The following is a 16,600-nucleotide window of genomic DNA, read 5'->3' as shown; positions in this document are numbered from 1 at the left end:
ATGTGAACCAGCGCTAAGCATAAGTGCCTGTCGCCAAAAGCGGAAATTTTTTGTTATTCAAGCTTATGTACGCTTATGCCTGTTAGCGTCGAGCCTGCCTCGCTATACTTCATCCAACATTTCTGAAAATGAGAAGACGATTATGATCCGCAGTATGACCGCTTACGCCCGCCGCGAAGCCAAAGGCCACTGGGGCAGCGCCGCCTGGGAGCTTCGTTCTGTTAACCAGCGCTATCTGGAAACCTATATCCGTTTACCGGAACAGTTCCGTGGTCTGGAACCTGTCATCCGCGAGCGTATTCGCAACCGTCTGACGCGCGGTAAAATCGAGTGCTATTTGCGCTATGACGCCGATGCCAGCGCGCAAGGCGAGTTGCAGCTGAATGAGTCGCTGGCAAAACAGCTGGTGCAGGCTGCCAACTGGGTAAAAATGCAGAGTGATGAAGGCGCGATCAACCCGCTGGATATTTTGCGCTGGCCGGGTGTGATGTCAGCCGAGGAGCAGGATCTCGATGCGATTAACGCCGAACTGCTGGTCGCGCTGGATGGCGCATTGGATGACTTTATCGAAGCGCGTGAAAGCGAAGGTACCGCGCTGAAAGCGATGATCGAACAGCGCCTGGAGGGCGTATCGCAAGAAGTCAGCAAAGTGCGCGCGCAGATGCCAGAAGTCATTAAATGGCAGCGCGAACGTCTGGTGACCAAGCTGGAAGAAGCCGAAGTGCAGCTCGAGAACAATCGCCTTGAGCAAGAGCTGGTGATGATGGCGCAGCGCACCGATGTTTCGGAAGAGCTGGATCGTTTGGATGCGCATGTGAATGAGACCTACAACATCCTGAAGAAGAAAGAAGCCGTTGGCCGCCGTCTCGACTTTATGATGCAGGAGTTCAACCGCGAGTCGAACACCCTGGCATCGAAATCCATCAATGCCGAGATCACCGCATCAGCGATTGAACTGAAAGTTTTGATCGAGCAGATGCGTGAGCAGATTCAGAATATCGAGTAACATGCTTTTCGAAAAGCCCGCAGCATAGCGGGCTTCTTAAGGTATAGATGACAGGCAAAAGCGTTGCGGTTTACTCATAAGCTACGTAAGCCAGAGCGCTATTTTTCGCGGTTAGCGTTAAATAAGTGTCAGCAATCATAAAAAATCTTTTCAGAATTGACTTTAAGCGAGCAAACATCACCGTTCAACCTTATGAAACTCTGCCATTAAACTACTGATATTTAAAAATAACTATCCACCAGATAGCCATTAAACTACTCATAGTCGCTGCATCAACAACTTCTCTTAATCTTAAAGATTGTGGAGATCGCGTTTCTTTGACGGCACTATTTGTTAATCTACTGGTCGTAATTAGAACAGTTGTACCGCCAGGAACTCATGGACTCTCTTCTTTGTGCGATACATTTTCCCGACATGAAGGCGTTATGACGAAATCCAGGCAGTTCCGATCCACTCTTCTGCATCCTCGCTACTGGTTTACCTGGTTTGGGCTAGGTGTTCTGTGGCTACTGGTGCAACTTCCCTACCCTATTCTTATCCGGCTTGGTGCTGGCGCTGGCAAACTGTCTCGCCATTTCCTGCAGCGCCGTGAACGCATTACTCGCCGCAACATTGAGCTGTGCTTCCCCAATATTGAAGAAGAACAGAAAGAGGCGATGATCGCGGGCAACTTCGCCTCGCTCGGGATGGCACTGGCAGAAACCGGCATTGCCTGGTTCTGGTCGGACGCGCGCGTGCGTCGTTACTTCAAGGTCAGCGGCCTTGAAAACCTGCAGAAGGCGCAAAGCCACCAGCGTGGTGTGATGGTTATCGGTGTGCATTTTATGTCGCTCGAACTGGGCGGACGGATTACCGGTTTGTGTCAGCCGATGATGGCGATGTATCGCCCGCACAATAATCAGGCCATGGAATGGGCGCAAACTAAAGGTCGTATGCGTTCGAATAAAGCCATGATCGATCGCCGTGATTTGCGTGGCATGGTGCAGGCTCTGAAAAAAGGCGAAGCCGTTTGGTTCGCACCCGATCAGGATTACGGCCCGAAAGGCAGCGTGTTTGCGCCGCTGTTTGCGGTGAAACAAGCGGCAACGACCAACGGTACTTTTGTTCTGTCACGCCTGGCGAAACCGGCGATGCTGACTATCGTGCTGATTCGTAATCAGGATAAAAGCGGTTACCAGCTGATTATTCAGCCAGAACTGGAAAATTATCCTTATGAGGATGAAGCCGCAGCGGCTGCCTACATGAACAGAGTGATCGAAAAAGAGATCCTCCGTGCGCCCGATCAGTACCTGTGGCTGCATCGTCGCTTTAAAACGCGTCCGCCGGGTGAAGCTTCTCTCTATATCTAATCTTCCGAGGCAGCAGGTTTTGGCCTGCTGCTCATTCTGCTCCGCTCATCGTTGACCCCCACTCGTACCAAACTCGTTAATCAACCTTTGCCGCACCTTATTTGCCGAAAAGAGAATGCTGGCAATGGGTTAGGCTAGCGGCTGGCATTCTGCTGCGCATTGTTTAATGATGGTCCGCACTTGTCATTACCTGCGGACTATTATGATGGAACAGAATATAGCGGCTGGCTGGCTGCGACCGTTGATTGCCGACCGGCTCACTCCTTACCTTGAAATTGATGCACCGCGCCTGCAGCGCAATCTGCATCAGATGCAGCAAAAAGCCGATGCCGCTGGCGTCGCGCTGCGCCCCCATATCAAAACCCATAAAAGCGTCTGGATCGCTGAGCAACAGAGAGCACTTGGCGCGCAGGGCATTACCGTTTCTAAGCCGAGTGAAGGCATCGCCTTTATTCTCGGTGGTGAACGCGATCTGCTGCTGGCTTATCCTATAGTGCAAGCCGACACACTGGCCGAAATGTTAGCGGTTGCCGCACAACACCAGGCGCGTATTACCTGCATTGCTGATTGCGCAACTGGCGTTGCGGCGATTACTGCGGCACATCAGCGTCAGCCCGATTGCCAGTTAGCGATAGCGATTAAGGTGGATGTCGGCCTGCATCGCATTGGTATCGATCCACACAGCAGTGCCGCCATTACGCTGGCGCAGCAAATTCAGGATGCAGGTCTGCCGTTTGCCGGATTGGTTTCTCATGCTGGACATGCTTATGGTGCGGGCAATGCCGTTGCCATCGCGGAAATTGCACTGCAGGAAATTGCACTGATGCGCGATGTGCAACAGCGCCTGATCGCCGCCGGATTTGCTGACTGCGCGATTTCGGTTGGTTCAACACCAACGGCGTTAGCAGCTCCGGTAGCCAATGGCTGTGATGAAATCCGCCCCGGCAATTACGCGCTGCTGGATCTTACCGCATGGCGTTTGGGTCTGTGTGCGCCGGATGAATTGGCATTGAGCGTGGTGACACGCGTCGTCGCAGTTAATCCGCACTTCGCCATTATTGATGCCGGATCCAAGATGCTCAGTTCAGATAAAGGTCCGCACGGCACCAATGCCAGCGGATTTGGCATCGCGGTGGATGAGCAAGGCTATCACTATGAAGTGTTGAAGCTGTCGGAAGAGCATGGCTTTCTGCAATATGGCGATCAGGCGCCGCCTGTTGGCGCACTGCTGCGTATCTTCCCTAATCACAGCTGTGCAGTGGTGGCGCAGTCCGATCGCTTCGTGCTGCGTCAGGCTGATGGCAGCGGTGAAGAACGGGATATTCAGGGGCGCGGCAAGTTCATCTGATTACAGCATTCTCACGGAAACCGCTGCTGTACCACACTTCCATGACCGGGCCGTTTGCAGCCCGGTACCACCGTGCTTTAATGGCTGTATCACATCAGGAGGTTCCATGCTGCCATCTCAGACAGTCACGCTAACCGTTCCACGCAACTGGTTAGATTTATATGAAACCATCTGGAAGCCTGAATGCTTTGCCAAATGGGCAAGTGGGCTCAGCGCCAGCACGCTGACGCAGGAAGGAAATAGCTGGAAAGCCAAAGGCCCAGAGGGAACGGTAAAGATTCGATTTACCCCACACAACCCGTTTGGCGTAATGGACCACTGGATTGATACCGGTAGCGGAAAAGAGATTTATGTGCCGATGCGGGTGATTGCTAACGAACAAGGTGCAGAAGTGGTGATGGTCGTTTATCGCCAGCCGTTGATGTCGGATGAGAAATTTGCCCAGGATGTTGCATGGGTAAAACGCGACCTCGAACAACTTCTTCACCTGTTAACTCATTAAAATCAATGAATTATGCAATCAACACCTCTTTAACTGTTGCTGGAATCAAACGATAAAAATCGGTTTCTTTTTCGCACAGCAGCGTTTAACTGTTTTAGCAAAACCTCCACTGATTTATACGCTAATCACCAGTCCGGCTTAAGCATCCTCACCAGGAAACCTCCTGGTGAGGATGCTTATAAAAAAGCCTGGCCCGTATGATTTATCGAGATTTTTTAGTTATCCGTCTATTGCAACTTCATCAAGGGGCGAGGAAAGACTAAAAATTTTAATAAATAGTAAGCCGTTCGCCTTATATATTCTGATGCATATTCTGAAACCATTTATTCCTGCGGTGGATTTATAGGAGTTTTCTGATGGTGTTAATTTAATTAAAACACGGTATAACTCCTTCACACACAGCAGTAACCATAATAACAACAGCAGGGAAATAACATGGATCGCTCAACCTATCCTTTGTTATCAGAAAAAGAATTTGTTGAGATTGCCAGGCGGATGCTGGCCGGGGAATATATAAACGCAAAGGGATTTTATAATGATCTTACGGATTTCCTCCGCACAGGAGGAGATACCGTTAAGACAAAAACACCATTAAGCGCCAGGGGCATCTTTATACATTCAGAACATCATTTAATTGAAAGCATCTTTACGTGGCAAAACCTGAAAGGTATTTCAGGACTGCGCCAGGAATCGCTGCATTGATGTGAGCTGGACTCTAACCTCTGGCTAGAGTAACCCCTTAATTGCACTGGTACATGTACCATAATGAGCAGAGTATGGCGTTAAGAGAGAAAAATCTGACCCACGCTAAATGGTCAATTTTGTCATCAATCAAAATCGTCGGCATTGGTGTTTTACAACTTTCACTTCTGGCAAAAATACTTCAGGCAAATGAGTTAGATCTACTCGCCATTGCGATTGTGATGCTGTTAATTATTGATACACTAGCCGACCGAAAGTTTGGCAATGCCATTATAAGAAATAACAACCTCAATAATAGCGATCTCTCAATTTTATATTGGGGAAACGTATTAAGCGGCCTTGTTATCTTTGCTGTACTGTTTATTGGCAGTGATATTTCTGGTCGTATAATGAATCAACCTGAGATGGCGGTAATGCTTGAAATGATTTCGGTCATATTCATTATTATTCCACAGGGGCAACATTATCGCGCAATATTACAGCGGGAAAACCAATTTTCGCGAATTGCATTCACGGAAGTCTCTTCTGTGCTGGTGGGATTAGGCGTCACGCTCTTCACCGTGTGGCTGACACCCTCAGTGTTGTGCGCTATCTGGGGTTACCTTGCCATGGTATCCATCAGAATGCTGGTTTATTGCTACTACGGTCGTGCCTGGTTTCAGCCAGAATACCGTTTTAGCCTAAAAAGTTTCGTCAACGTGCGAGCAAGAAACGGATAATAAAAACAAGTCTGTATGGTGGGCTCTGGGCATCTGAAAAGATGCGTTCGCGTGCTGGTCGCCAGCACGCTTTTTTCTTTTTACGCTTCTAGTAACTCTTCCAATGAGTGAAAAGCGAGTTCGCTTAACTTACCGTTACGCTGCAAGCGCAGCCAACTCACCAGCATCCGCAACTCATCAATCACCATAAACAGATCGGCCATATCATTCTTGTTTTTGATCTGCAGCCGCGTCAGTGCGTTGAGCTTGTGCGCATTCACCGTTTTATGACTGATACCTAAACGAGTGCCAATGTGTTCGGTGCTATAACCCCATGCCATCATCAGTAACACGCGTAGCTGACGATCGGGCAGCAGAATGTCAGCGCCTTCCATCAACTGAACCTGTGTACTCGCGCTGATGCAAGCGCTCAAGCGGTGGGTAACAGCCTGACAGGATGATTTTAAATCCAGAATATTGAGTGCTGGCAGATAGCGGCTTAATGCATGCATTAACGGTAATAAGCGCCGGGTAAGCACCAATATCTGCATCGTGGGAAACTGCTGTTGCAAGGCATAGAGCACCTTGAAGGTACCGGCCAACGGCATATTTTCGTGGAAAATGCAGACTAACAACCGCGGCTTGAGTTTTTCACACTGCGACATCACGGTGCTCAGCGACCACAACTCATGCACCTGGCCGTCAATAGGTAGTGTAGCCAATAGCCCCTCCAACCCCACCGCCGCCAGTTTGTCGGAAGAGAAAAAGAGAATGTCTTCGTTACGAGTTTTCATGCCTGTCCGATAGTTGCCGCGCGTGATGCCAATGAGTTGGGAGCCTGGCTGAACAGGCAATAGACAGGTACGACACAATCTGCCTGAAACTTAAGTTGATGAGGTTTTTAACGATTCGCATCATTTATACTCATGCGAAACGGTGGCTGAATGCTGATTTATCCCACCTGCTAAGCCTGTTAGCATGCTTGCCATAAAAATGGCTAATCTGATGCTGCTTTATTGAGAAAATCTCAGTGGTCTACCCGCTGGGAAATCTTTAGCCTTGCCGCCAATCTGATGGAGTGCTCTATGTTATTAACCGTTCTCTATATTATTGGTATTACTGCCGAAGCCATGACCGGCGCACTGGCGGCAGGGCGTCGCAAAATGGATTTGTTCGGCGTGATCATCATTGCTTCGGTTACCGCGATTGGTGGTGGTTCGGTGCGTGATATTCTGCTGGGTCACTACCCTCTCGGCTGGGTAAAACATCCTGAATACATCATGATCGTCGCTGCCGCTGCGGTGGTGACGACCTTTGTTGCCCCCCTAATGACGCATCTGCGTAAAGTATTTCTGGTGCTGGATGCGCTGGGTCTGGTGGTGTTCTCGATTATTGGCGCACAGGTCGCACTTGATAGTGGTCATGCTTCCATTATTGCTGCCATCGCCGCTGTAATTACCGGTGTGTTTGGCGGCGTACTGCGCGACATGTTTTGCAATCGCATTCCGCTGGTGTTCCAGAAAGAGCTGTATGCCGGTATCGCGTTCGCCTCTGGCTGGATGTACATCCTGCTATTGAAAACGCCGCTGGCGCATGAAGCGGTGGTGATCATCACGCTACTGTTTGGCTTCTTCGCCCGCTTGCTGGCGCTGCGTTTCCGCCTCGGTTTGCCGATTTTCAACTATCCCCACCCTGAACATTGAGTCAACAGCAGGGATCTCCTGCTGTTGCAGAAAGTGAATCAATTGCTGCAGGCTCGCATCCTGCAGCATCATCACAATCCGCTGTGCCAAAACGCTACCGATACCGGGCAACTGCTGCCAGCTTTCCGCCGTTCGCGCCATCAACTGCGACCACTGTGTATCCGGGAGCGCCTGCAGAGCCGTACGCGGTAACGGCAAGCCAAGTGCACTTACCCAGCGCCGCAGCGGCAGTTGCCGCGTTAAGTTGAAGCGGTGCCAGATGAGCTGCGCGCGAGCAGGCGTTATCCCGTTGGCCTGCGCAATCTGCTCTGGCGTCAGCGTCAGCCAGGAAAAGAGATGCGTGATAGCACCACTATCCAGTAAGCGCTGCCAGCTGCTGCGCTGTACGCCCGCAATATCCAACACCGTTTTCTGGCTCAGCCAACTGAGGCGAGACAAAAACTGCGCCCGGCAGGCAGCGCTAAAGTGCAGACACGTTAAGCCGTGGAATTCGCCATCCTGAGGCGACGATGGATAATCGCGCTGCACAACGCGCCAAATTACCCGCTCCAGCCGGGGAATGCCTAATCCCGCAAGCGTGAGCGTCACCTCATCGCCCGCGATCACATCCAGTTCGCGCCAGCGGCGCAGTGAGCCAATGTTGACCCGCCGTACCGTTTTATCGTCGAGTTGCACCGGGATCAGATTCAGCACGACGGCAATCTTGCCCGTGCGTCCTACATTGAAATCTACCGAGAGCACTTCGCTACTGACTTCCGCCGGCTGATATTTCCATGCCGCTGACCAACTGCCCTGCCCAGGCTGCCAATCGCGCCCTGCGCTGGCAGGTGATTGATGGATCACTACGCCATCGGTGACAAATGGCAGCGATTCGCGGTACCAGCGATCGCGCCATACTGCGACCTCCTCTTCATTACTCACCTGACGACTCCAGCTCTGCGTGAGTCCAAAGCCCCATTGCGTTAGCTGCGCCAGACGATCGGACATCGAAGCCGGGCCGTCCGGCCACGCCCAGATGAATATACCGAGGCGATCAAGAAGCGGGCTGCTGTCGTGCCGCATCATCGCTCCCGCCACCTGAGCACGCGCATTTTTACCACCGTCGCGAGCCTGTTGATGATCGTTCATCTGCAGAAACAGCTCACCTTGCAGTATGACTTCGTCTCGCTGGGTATTAATACGTTGCGGAATGGCAGGAATATGGGGCGATTTGGCCAGCCACTCTTCACCACGCAAACCATCGCCACGGCTGATTAATGAAACCAACCGACCTTGCCGATACACTAACGTGACAGCTACGCCATCAACTTTGGGCTGCAACCACAGCGCAGATCTATCTTGCATCCAATACGCCACCGCCAGCTTATCGCGCAGTTTGCGCACGCCAGTGTGTGCAACGGGATGATGCGTGCTGCCGTCGGTGGTGAGTTGAGCATCATAGGAGGGCTGCGCGGGGGTGAAACAGCGCTGCCACTGCTGTAACCGCTGTTGCAGGCTGTCATAATCCGCATCGGTCACCGCATGAGTACCCTGCCGATAATAAGCGTCGTCCCACTGACGTAGCTGGGTTTGCAGCTGCGCTATCTCCTGCCCGGCGCGCACGGGCGACCAATTTGGACACAGCGCTTCGGCCCAGCAACCTACGCTGAAAAAGCAGCAAATCACACTGAGGCATCCTTTCATCTTCACTCTCCTTTTTGTCTATTGGAGCGTGCAGCGAAGGCTTTTACCAGCAGTGAAAATTGCAAGATAGAAGCAGATTCCATCGTTTATATGCCCGTTGCAGCATGCTGCATCTGCTTCTGGCGCGGCTTCACAGAAAAAGAATTGCCTCAGCCAAGCGGCAAACGCTGCGTGACACCCTTAAGCCGTGTATACTGTGCAGGAAATCGACTCCGCTCTTTACTCAATTCAAGATAACCATGGCTCAAGGCACGCTTTATATTGTTTCCGCCCCTAGCGGCGCGGGTAAATCCAGCCTGATTCAGGCGCTGTTAAAGACACAACCGTTGTACGATACGCAAGTGTCTATTTCGCATACCACCCGTGGCGTGCGTCCCGGTGAAGCTCATGGTGAGCACTACTTTTTCGTCTCTAAGCCCGAATTCGAGACCATGATTGCAGCAGATGACTTCCTTGAACATGCGGAAGTGTTTGGCAATTATTACGGTACGTCACGCGCTGCCATTGAGCAGGTGCTGGCGACCGGCGTTGACGTCTTCCTGGATATCGACTGGCAAGGTGCGCAGCAAATTCGCAAGAAAATGCCTGCTGCACGCAGCATCTTTGTGTTGCCGCCCTCTACCGAAGAGTTGGATCGCCGCCTGCGTGGACGCGGTCAGGACAGCGAAGAGGTGATTGCCCGTCGTATGCAACAGGCGGTGGCGGAAATGAGCCACTATGCCGAATATGATTATTTAATTGTTAATGATGATTTCGATCTGGCGTTGTCAGATCTGAAAACCATTATTCGCGCAGAACGTCTGCGTATGGGTCGCCAAAAATCGCGACATGATGCTTTAATCAGCAAACTATTGGCAGTCTGAATTCACTTTCAGTATTATGCCCAGTCATTTCTTCATCATCTGTGGAGTAGCACACCTATGGCACGCGTAACCGTTCAGGACGCAGTAGAGAAAGTTGGTAACCGTTTTGACCTGGTGTTGGTCGCTGCACGTCGTGCACGTCAGATGCAGGTAGGCGGTAAAGATGCGCTGGTTCCAGAAGAGAACGATAAGCCGACCGTTATCGCCCTGCGCGAAATTGAAGAAGGTTTGATCACCACCCAGATCCTGGATGTCCGTGATCGTCAGGAACAGCACGAGCAGGAAGCCGCTGAGTTACAAGCCGTTACCGCTATCGCTGAAGGTCGTCGTTAACAGCACTCTGCAGGTCGCCCTTGTATCTGTTCGAAAGCCTCAATCAACTGATTGAAAAATACTTGCCTGAGGAGCAAATAAAGCGCCTCAAGCAAGCTTATCTAGTCGCGCGTGATGCCCACGAGGGTCAAACACGCTCCAGCGGCGAGCCTTACATCACCCATCCTGTTGCTGTCGCCTGCATTCTGGCCGAGATGAAACTCGACCATGAAACGCTAATGGCGGCGCTGCTGCATGATGTGATTGAAGATACGCCCGCCACTTATCAGGATATGGAACAGCTGTTTGGTAAAAGCGTTGCCGAACTGGTGGAAGGTGTCTCCAAGCTCGATAAGCTGAAGTTCCGCGACAAGAAAGAAGCGCAGGCTGAAAACTTCCGCAAAATGATCATGGCGATGGTGCAGGATATCCGCGTCATCTTGATCAAACTGGCTGACCGCACGCACAACATGCGCACGCTCGGCGCGTTACGCCCGGATAAAAAACGCCGTATCGCGCTGGAAACGCTGGAGATTTATAGTCCTCTGGCGCACCGTCTTGGTATTCATCACCTGAAAACAGAACTGGAAGAGCTCGGCTTTGAAGCGCTCTACCCGAACCGTTTCCGCGTGATCAAAGAGGTGGTGAAAGCGGCGCGTGGTAATCGAAAAGAGATGATTCAGAAGATCCTCGCTGAAATCGACGGTCGCTTACAGGAAGCAGGTATTCCCTGCCGCGTAAGTGGACGTGAGAAGCATCTCTATTCGATCTACCGCAAAATGCACCTGAAAGAGCAGCGTTTTCACTCGATCATGGATATCTACGCTTTTCGCGTCATCGTGAAAGATCTGGATACCTGTTACCGCGTGCTTGGCCAGATGCACAGCTTGTACAAACCGCGTCCCGGACGCGTGAAAGATTACATCGCCATTCCCAAGGCCAACGGCTATCAATCGCTGCACACCTCAATGATTGGCCCGCATGGCGTGCCGGTTGAAGTGCAGATCCGTACCGAAGATATGGATCAGATGGCTGAAATGGGTGTTGCCGCACACTGGGCTTATAAAGAGACCGGTGAAATTAGCGGTACTACCGCGCAAATTCGTGCTCAGCGCTGGTTGCAAAGCCTGCTGGAGCTGCAACAAAGCGCCGGTAGCTCATTTGAATTTATTGAAAGCGTGAAATCCGATCTCTTCCCGGATGAGATCTATGTGTTCACGCCGGAAGGCCGCATTGTCGAATTGCCGGCTGGCGCCACGCCAGTCGATTTCGCCTATGCGGTGCATACCGATATCGGTCATGCCTGCGTTGGCGCTCGCGTCGATCGCCAGCCTTATCCGCTGTCTCAATCGCTGACCAGCGGTCAAACCATTGAAATCATTACCGCGCCGGGCGCTCGCCCGAACGCTGCCTGGCTCAATTTTGTCGTCAGCTCAAAAGCACGCGCCAAAATTCGTCAACTGCTGAAAAACCTCAAACGTGAAGACTCCGTTAATCTTGGCCGTCGTCTGTTAAGCCATGCGCTTGGCGGCAGCAAGAAGCTGGCAGAAATTCCGGCAGAGAATATTCAGCACGAACTGGAACGCATGAAGCTGACCGCCATCGATGATTTGCTGGCGGAAATTGGCCTCGGTAACGCCATGAGCGTGGTGGTAGCGAAGAACCTACTGCAGGCGGGCAGTGATGAGCCGCAAAGTAACAGCAAACGCAAAAAGCTGCCGATCAAAGGTGCAGATGGCGTGCTGATCACCTTTGCCAAATGCTGCCGTCCGATTCCAGGCGATCCCATCGTTGCGCACGTTAGTCCCGGCAAAGGACTGGTGGTGCATCACGAATCCTGCCGTAATATTCGCGGCTACCAAAAAGAGCCTGAAAAGTTCATGCCGGTAGAGTGGGATAAAGTGACCGATCAGGAATTTGTCGCCGAGATTAAAGTCGACATGTTCAACCATCAGGGTGCGCTGGCGAATCTGACTGCGGCAATTAATACTGCCGGTTCCAACATTCAGAGCCTGAATACCGAAGAGCGAGATGGTCGCGTATACAGCGCCTTTATCCGCCTCACCGCGAACGATCGCGTCCATTTGGCGAATATTATGCGCAAAATCCGCGTAATGCCGGACGTGATCAAAGTTCACAGAAACCGTAACTAGTCGATGAACGCTCAACGCTTTGCTCGTATTCAGGAGATGTTGGCTCTGCGCCAGCACGATCTCACCGTCTGCATGGAACAGGTGCATAAACCGCATAATGTCTCAGCGGTGATCCGTACCGCCGATGCGGTCGGCATCCACGAAGTGCACGCCGTGTGGCCAAGCGTGCGTATGCGCACTATGGTTTCAGCTTCAGCTGGCAGCAACAGCTGGGTGAAGGTGAAAACGCATCGTCATATTGCCGAAGCGGTACGCCATCTTAAAGATGAAGGCATGCAGGTGCTGGCGACCAATCTGTCGGCCAAAGCGGTGGATTTTCGCGAGGTCGATTACACTAAACCGACCTGTATTCTGATGGGTCAGGAAAAGACCGGGATTACAGCGGAAGCGCTGGCATTGGCCGATCAGGACATCATTGTGCCGATGGTTGGCATGGTGCAGTCGCTCAACGTCTCGGTCGCGTCTGCGTTGATTCTGTATGAAGCGCAGCGTCAACGACAGAATGCCGGAATGTATCAGCGCACCTACAGCCTGCTCGATGAAGACGAACAACAGCGCCTGCTGTTTGAAGGCGGCTATCCGGTACTGGCGCGCGTCGCCAAACAGAAGGGCCTGCCTTATCCGCACATCAATGCCCAGGGCGAGGTGGAAGCCGACGCCGGTTGGTGGGCCACCATGCAATCGACGGGTAAAAAATGAAAGGCCGTCTGCTGGACGCCATCCCGCTCAGTACCCTGACCGGCGTCGGCGCCAGTCAGGCGAGTAAGCTGGCTAAACTCGGCCTGTTTACCATTCAGGATTTGCTGCTGCACCTGCCACTTCGCTACGAAGATCGCACCCAACTCTATAAAATTAATGACCTGCTACCGGGCGTCTATGCCACGGTGGAAGGTGAAGTGCTGAGCAGCGAAATTACCTTTGGCCGCCGCCGCATGCTGGTGTGCCAGATTAGCGATGGCAGCGGCATGCTGACCATGCGCTTCTTCAATTTCAATGCCGGGATGAAAAACAGCCTGTCACCAGGCCGACGTGTTACTGCCTATGGCGAGATAAAACGCGGCCAGCGCGGTGCGGAAATCATTCATCCCGAGTATCGCGTGCAGGGCGAACAAGGCGGCGTTGAGCTGCAGGAAACCCTCACGCCGGTCTATCCTACAACCGAAGGCATTCGTCAGGCGACGCTGCGCAATCTCACCGATCAGGCGCTAACGCTGCTGGAAAGCTGCCCGATTGCCGAACTGCTGCCGTCAGAACTGAGCGGCGGGCTGATTAGCCTGCCAGATGCACTGCGCACTCTGCATCGTCCACCGCCGGATTTACGCTTGAGCGAGCTGGAGACCGGGCGTCATCCGGCACAGAAGCGCTTAATTCTGGAAGAACTGCTGGCGCATAACCTCAGTATGCTGGCAGTGCGCGCTGGCGCGCAGCGCCATCATGCGCTGCCGATGCCGGCACGTCATGAGCTGGTTAATCAACTGCTCGCGGCGCTGCCCTTTTCGCCAACCGGTGCGCAACAGCGCGTGGTGGCAGAAATCGAAAAGGATCTGGCCAACGATTTTCCGATGATGCGTTTGGTGCAGGGCGATGTCGGTTCCGGTAAAACGCTAGTGGCTGCACTGGCGGCACTGAATGTCATCGCGCATGGCAAACAGGTGGCGTTAATGGCTCCCACCGAACTGCTGGCTGAGCAGCACGCCAACAATTTCCGTCAGTGGTTTGCGCCGCTGGGAATTGAAGTGGGCTGGCTGGCGGGCAAGCAGAAAGGCAAAGCGCGTGAAGCGCAGCAGGAAGCGATTGCCAGCGGTCAGGTCGCGATGGTGGTCGGCACCCACGCGTTGTTCCAGGAGCAGGTGAAATTTAACGGCATGGCGCTGGTGATCATTGATGAGCAGCACCGCTTTGGCGTGCATCAGCGCTTAGCGCTGTGGGAAAAAGGTGAGGAACAGGGCTTCCATCCGCACCAGTTGATTATGACCGCGACACCGATCCCCCGCACGCTGGCGATGACCGCTTACGCCGATCTCGATACCTCGACCATCGATGAATTACCGCCGGGACGTACGCCGGTGACCACGGTGGCAATTCCCGATAGTCGCCGCAGCGAGATCATCACCCGCGTGCAGAGCGCCTGTCATGAAGGGCGCCAGGCTTATTGGGTCTGTACGCTGATCGAAGAGTCTGAAGTGCTGGAAGCGCAGGCGGCGGAAGCCACCTGGGAAGAGCTGAAAGTGGCGCTGCCAGATTTGCAGGTTGGCCTGGTCCACGGCCGCATGAAGCCAGCCGAAAAGCAGGCGGTGATGGCGGCGTTTAAAGCCAATGAAATTCAGCTGTTAATTGCCACCACGGTGATTGAAGTGGGCGTGGATGTGCCAAACGCCAGCCTAATGATCATTGAGAATCCAGAACGTCTCGGTTTGGCGCAGCTGCACCAGCTGCGCGGCCGCGTTGGCCGTGGCGCCGTCGCCTCGCATTGCGTGCTGCTGTACAAAGCGCCGCTGAGCAAAACCGCACAAAAACGTCTACAGGTGCTGCGCGACAGCAACGATGGCTTTGTGATTGCGCAGCACGATTTAGAGATTCGCGGTCCCGGTGAAATGCTTGGCACCCGTCAGACAGGTAACGCCGAGTTTAAAGTGGCTGATTTGCTGCGCGATCAAGGCATGATCCCCGAAGTTCAGCGCGTGGCGCGCCATATCCACCAGCATTATCCTGAGCAGGCGCAGGCATTAATTGAGCGCTGGCTGCCGGAAACCGAGCGCTACAGCAACGCTTAATCCGCGGTATTATCAACCGCCATAAAATCTGCGACAAATTTCTGCAGCAAACGCGCCAGCTCGGCGCGCTCGTCATCCTGCCAGCTGGCAAACAGTTTTTGATAAATCTGCGCGCGCGCAGCATCGATTTTGTCGGTCATCGCTTTACCTGCCGTAGTAATCACCGCTTCGTTCACCCGTTTGTCTTTGGCATTTTTCTGGCGCTGTGCCAGCCCCAACTCTTCCAGTTTCGCCACCTGACGACTGACGGTGGTGTAATCGCGCCCAGCACGCTCCGCCAGTTCAACCACACCAATCGGCCCGAAGCGGCCAATCTGAATCATTAGCGGAAACAGTGCGCGATCAAGCTTAATATTCGATTCTTTTATTAGCAATTCATCACGTTGCGGTCGATTGAAGGTTCCAACAATCATCAGCAGCGCGTTGTGCAGATCATCAAATGCTGCACTATTATGTGTATTTTGCACACTTTTCATTGACGCTTTCCCGAGGCAAGACTAATGTGTGCATATTACACATAGTTTCCGACTAACTGAAGGTGAAAACATGAAAGCAGCGATAGTTTCCGCAGCAGGTGAACTGCCCGTATACGGTGATTTCACTGAACCGCAGGCCGATGACAGCCATGTCGTGGTGACAGTGAAAGCCGCCGCCGTCAGCCAACTGGCAAAAGCACGCGCCGCCGGTACGCATTACAGTTCGGCGGCACACTATCCCTTTATTACCGGCATTGATGGCACCGGCATGCTCAGTAATGGCGATCCGGTTTACTTCCTCGCCTTTAATGCGCCGTGGGGCAGCATGGCGGAAAGAACCTTAGTGCCCGCCGATAGCATCGTTCCCCTTCCCGCCACTCTCGATCCTGTTCTGGCTGCGGCGCTGGCTAATCCGGGCATGTCATCCTGGGCAGCGTTAACCCGTCGCGCGCAGCTGCGTGCCGGTGAAACCGTATTGATCAATGGCGCAACCGGTACCTCAGGCGGATTAGCGGTACGCATCGCGCAACATCTGGGCGCAGGCAAAATCATTGCGACTGGCCGAAACCGCGCCGCACTGGATCAACTGCGTGCGCAGGGTGCGGATATCACGCTCACACTGGATGAATTGCCGGGTGCGCTCCCGGCACTGATGAAAGAAGGCATTGATGTGGCGCTGGATTATCTCTGGGGCCAGAGCGCGCTCGATATTATGCAGGCCGCAGTGGCAGGCGGTGAAAAGACGGTGCGTTTTGTGCAAATTGGTTCGTTGAGCGGTCAGGAAATCACGCTGCACAGCAAGCTGCTGCGCTCATCCGGATTGACGTTAATGGGCAGCGGCCTGGGAAGCGTGTCGGATAAGGAATTGATTGCCTGCATTGGCGAAATGCTGGCCGCCGCCGCCGAGAGCGATTTTTCCATCGCCTTCCAGATGCGCCCATTGAGTGACGTCGCCCTGGCGTGGCAGGAAGATGATAGTCGCTGCCGCACGGTGTTTACGCTTTAGATCAACGGAAGTAAAAAGGGGCATT

Annotated in this window: 16 protein-coding genes; 13 read left to right on the top strand and 3 right to left on the bottom strand. The window is 53.0% G+C overall.

Annotation, left to right across the window (positions count from 1 at the left end; translation table 11 throughout):
* Window positions 1–142: 142 nt before the first annotated feature.
* The 6 genes from AC790_RS09235 (at window position 143) to AC790_RS09210 (ending at window position 5,626) form a co-directional block, all read left to right on the top strand.
* Window positions 143–1,006: a YicC/YloC family endoribonuclease gene (locus tag AC790_RS09235; protein WP_049851572.1), complete on the top strand. Its 864-nt coding sequence runs from the start codon at window positions 143–145 to the stop codon at window positions 1,004–1,006.
* Between the two features lie 425 nt (window positions 1,007–1,431).
* On the top strand, window positions 1,432–2,355 hold the full coding sequence (gene lpxP, locus AC790_RS09230; protein ID WP_007885281.1) for a kdo(2)-lipid IV(A) palmitoleoyltransferase: 924 nt from the start codon (window positions 1,432–1,434) through the stop codon (window positions 2,353–2,355).
* A gap of 205 nt (window positions 2,356–2,560) precedes the next feature.
* A complete protein-coding gene (locus tag AC790_RS09225) occupies window positions 2,561–3,703 on the top strand; it encodes an alanine racemase (protein WP_369817597.1) in 1,143 nt (380 codons plus the stop codon).
* A 106-nt stretch (window positions 3,704–3,809) separates the two neighbouring features.
* Window positions 3,810–4,205 carry a hypothetical protein gene (locus AC790_RS09220; protein ID WP_049851570.1) on the top strand — a complete coding sequence of 132 codons (396 nt, stop codon included), beginning with the start codon at window positions 3,810–3,812 and terminating at the stop codon, window positions 4,203–4,205.
* Between the two features lie 435 nt (window positions 4,206–4,640).
* Window positions 4,641–4,907 (top strand): hypothetical protein, encoded by a 267-nt coding sequence (locus tag AC790_RS09215; protein ID WP_007885275.1) that lies wholly within the window; start codon window positions 4,641–4,643, stop codon window positions 4,905–4,907.
* A 74-nt stretch (window positions 4,908–4,981) separates the two neighbouring features.
* Window positions 4,982–5,626: an oligosaccharide flippase family protein gene (locus tag AC790_RS09210; RefSeq protein ID WP_007885273.1), complete on the top strand. Its 645-nt coding sequence runs from the start codon at window positions 4,982–4,984 to the stop codon at window positions 5,624–5,626.
* Window positions 5,627–5,706: 80 nt separating this feature from the next.
* Here AC790_RS09210 and AC790_RS09205 read toward each other — a convergent pair whose 3' ends face one another.
* Window positions 5,707–6,399, bottom strand: a complete 693-nt coding sequence (locus AC790_RS09205) for a LuxR C-terminal-related transcriptional regulator (protein ID WP_049851569.1) — start codon at window positions 6,397–6,399, stop codon at window positions 5,707–5,709.
* Window positions 6,400–6,690: 291 nt separating this feature from the next.
* Between AC790_RS09205 and AC790_RS09200 the strand changes: the two genes are divergently transcribed.
* On the top strand, window positions 6,691–7,308 hold the full coding sequence (locus tag AC790_RS09200) for a trimeric intracellular cation channel family protein (RefSeq protein ID WP_007885270.1): 618 nt from the start codon (window positions 6,691–6,693) through the stop codon (window positions 7,306–7,308).
* Here the strand turns inward: AC790_RS09200 and ligB are convergent.
* Complete coding sequence (gene ligB / locus AC790_RS09195; protein WP_049851568.1) at window positions 7,222–8,991, bottom strand: NAD-dependent DNA ligase LigB; 1,770 nt, start codon at window positions 8,989–8,991, stop codon at window positions 7,222–7,224. The two genes, AC790_RS09200 and ligB, sit on opposite strands and share 87 nt — an antisense overlap.
* Before the next feature lie 239 nt (window positions 8,992–9,230).
* Here ligB and gmk point away from each other — a divergent pair, with 239 nt between their 5' ends.
* The 5 genes from gmk to recG are packed head-to-tail and all read left to right on the top strand — an operon-like array spanning window position 9,231 to window position 15,093.
* Window positions 9,231–9,854, top strand: a complete 624-nt coding sequence (gene gmk, locus AC790_RS09190) for a guanylate kinase (RefSeq protein ID WP_036619878.1) — start codon at window positions 9,231–9,233, stop codon at window positions 9,852–9,854.
* 57 nt (window positions 9,855–9,911) lie between these two features.
* Entirely contained in the window at window positions 9,912–10,187 is a 276-nt protein-coding gene (gene rpoZ / locus AC790_RS09185; protein ID WP_007885265.1) for a DNA-directed RNA polymerase subunit omega, read from the top strand.
* A 20-nt stretch (window positions 10,188–10,207) separates the two neighbouring features.
* The gene (gene spoT, locus AC790_RS09180) at window positions 10,208–12,319 is read left to right on the top strand and encodes a bifunctional GTP diphosphokinase/guanosine-3',5'-bis pyrophosphate 3'-pyrophosphohydrolase (RefSeq protein ID WP_007885263.1); all 2,112 of its coding nucleotides are present in this window, start codon (window positions 10,208–10,210) and stop codon (window positions 12,317–12,319) included.
* A 3-nt stretch (window positions 12,320–12,322) separates the two neighbouring features.
* Complete coding sequence (trmH, locus tag AC790_RS09175; protein ID WP_049851567.1) at window positions 12,323–13,018, top strand: tRNA (guanosine(18)-2'-O)-methyltransferase TrmH; 696 nt, start codon at window positions 12,323–12,325, stop codon at window positions 13,016–13,018.
* On the top strand, window positions 13,015–15,093 hold the full coding sequence (recG, locus tag AC790_RS09170; RefSeq protein WP_049851566.1) for an ATP-dependent DNA helicase RecG: 2,079 nt from the start codon (window positions 13,015–13,017) through the stop codon (window positions 15,091–15,093). The genes trmH and recG overlap by 4 nt, the downstream gene beginning before the upstream one ends.
* Here recG and AC790_RS09165 read toward each other — a convergent pair.
* Entirely contained in the window at window positions 15,090–15,569 is a 480-nt protein-coding gene (locus AC790_RS09165; protein ID WP_049851565.1) for a MarR family winged helix-turn-helix transcriptional regulator, read from the bottom strand. The genes recG and AC790_RS09165 overlap by 4 nt on opposite strands.
* 70 nt (window positions 15,570–15,639) lie before the next feature.
* Between AC790_RS09165 and AC790_RS09160 the strand changes: the two genes are divergently transcribed.
* Window positions 15,640–16,575, top strand: a complete 936-nt coding sequence (locus AC790_RS09160; RefSeq protein ID WP_049851564.1) for a zinc-binding alcohol dehydrogenase family protein — start codon at window positions 15,640–15,642, stop codon at window positions 16,573–16,575.
* Window positions 16,576–16,600: the final 25 nt, after the last annotated feature.

This window comes from Pantoea sp. RIT-PI-b (assembly GCF_001187905.1).
GTDB classification, from domain to species: domain Bacteria; phylum Pseudomonadota; class Gammaproteobacteria; order Enterobacterales; family Enterobacteriaceae; genus Pantoea; species Pantoea nemavictus.
Note: the sequence above shows the minus strand (reverse complement) of the source record. Positions and strands in the feature narration are given on the sequence as shown.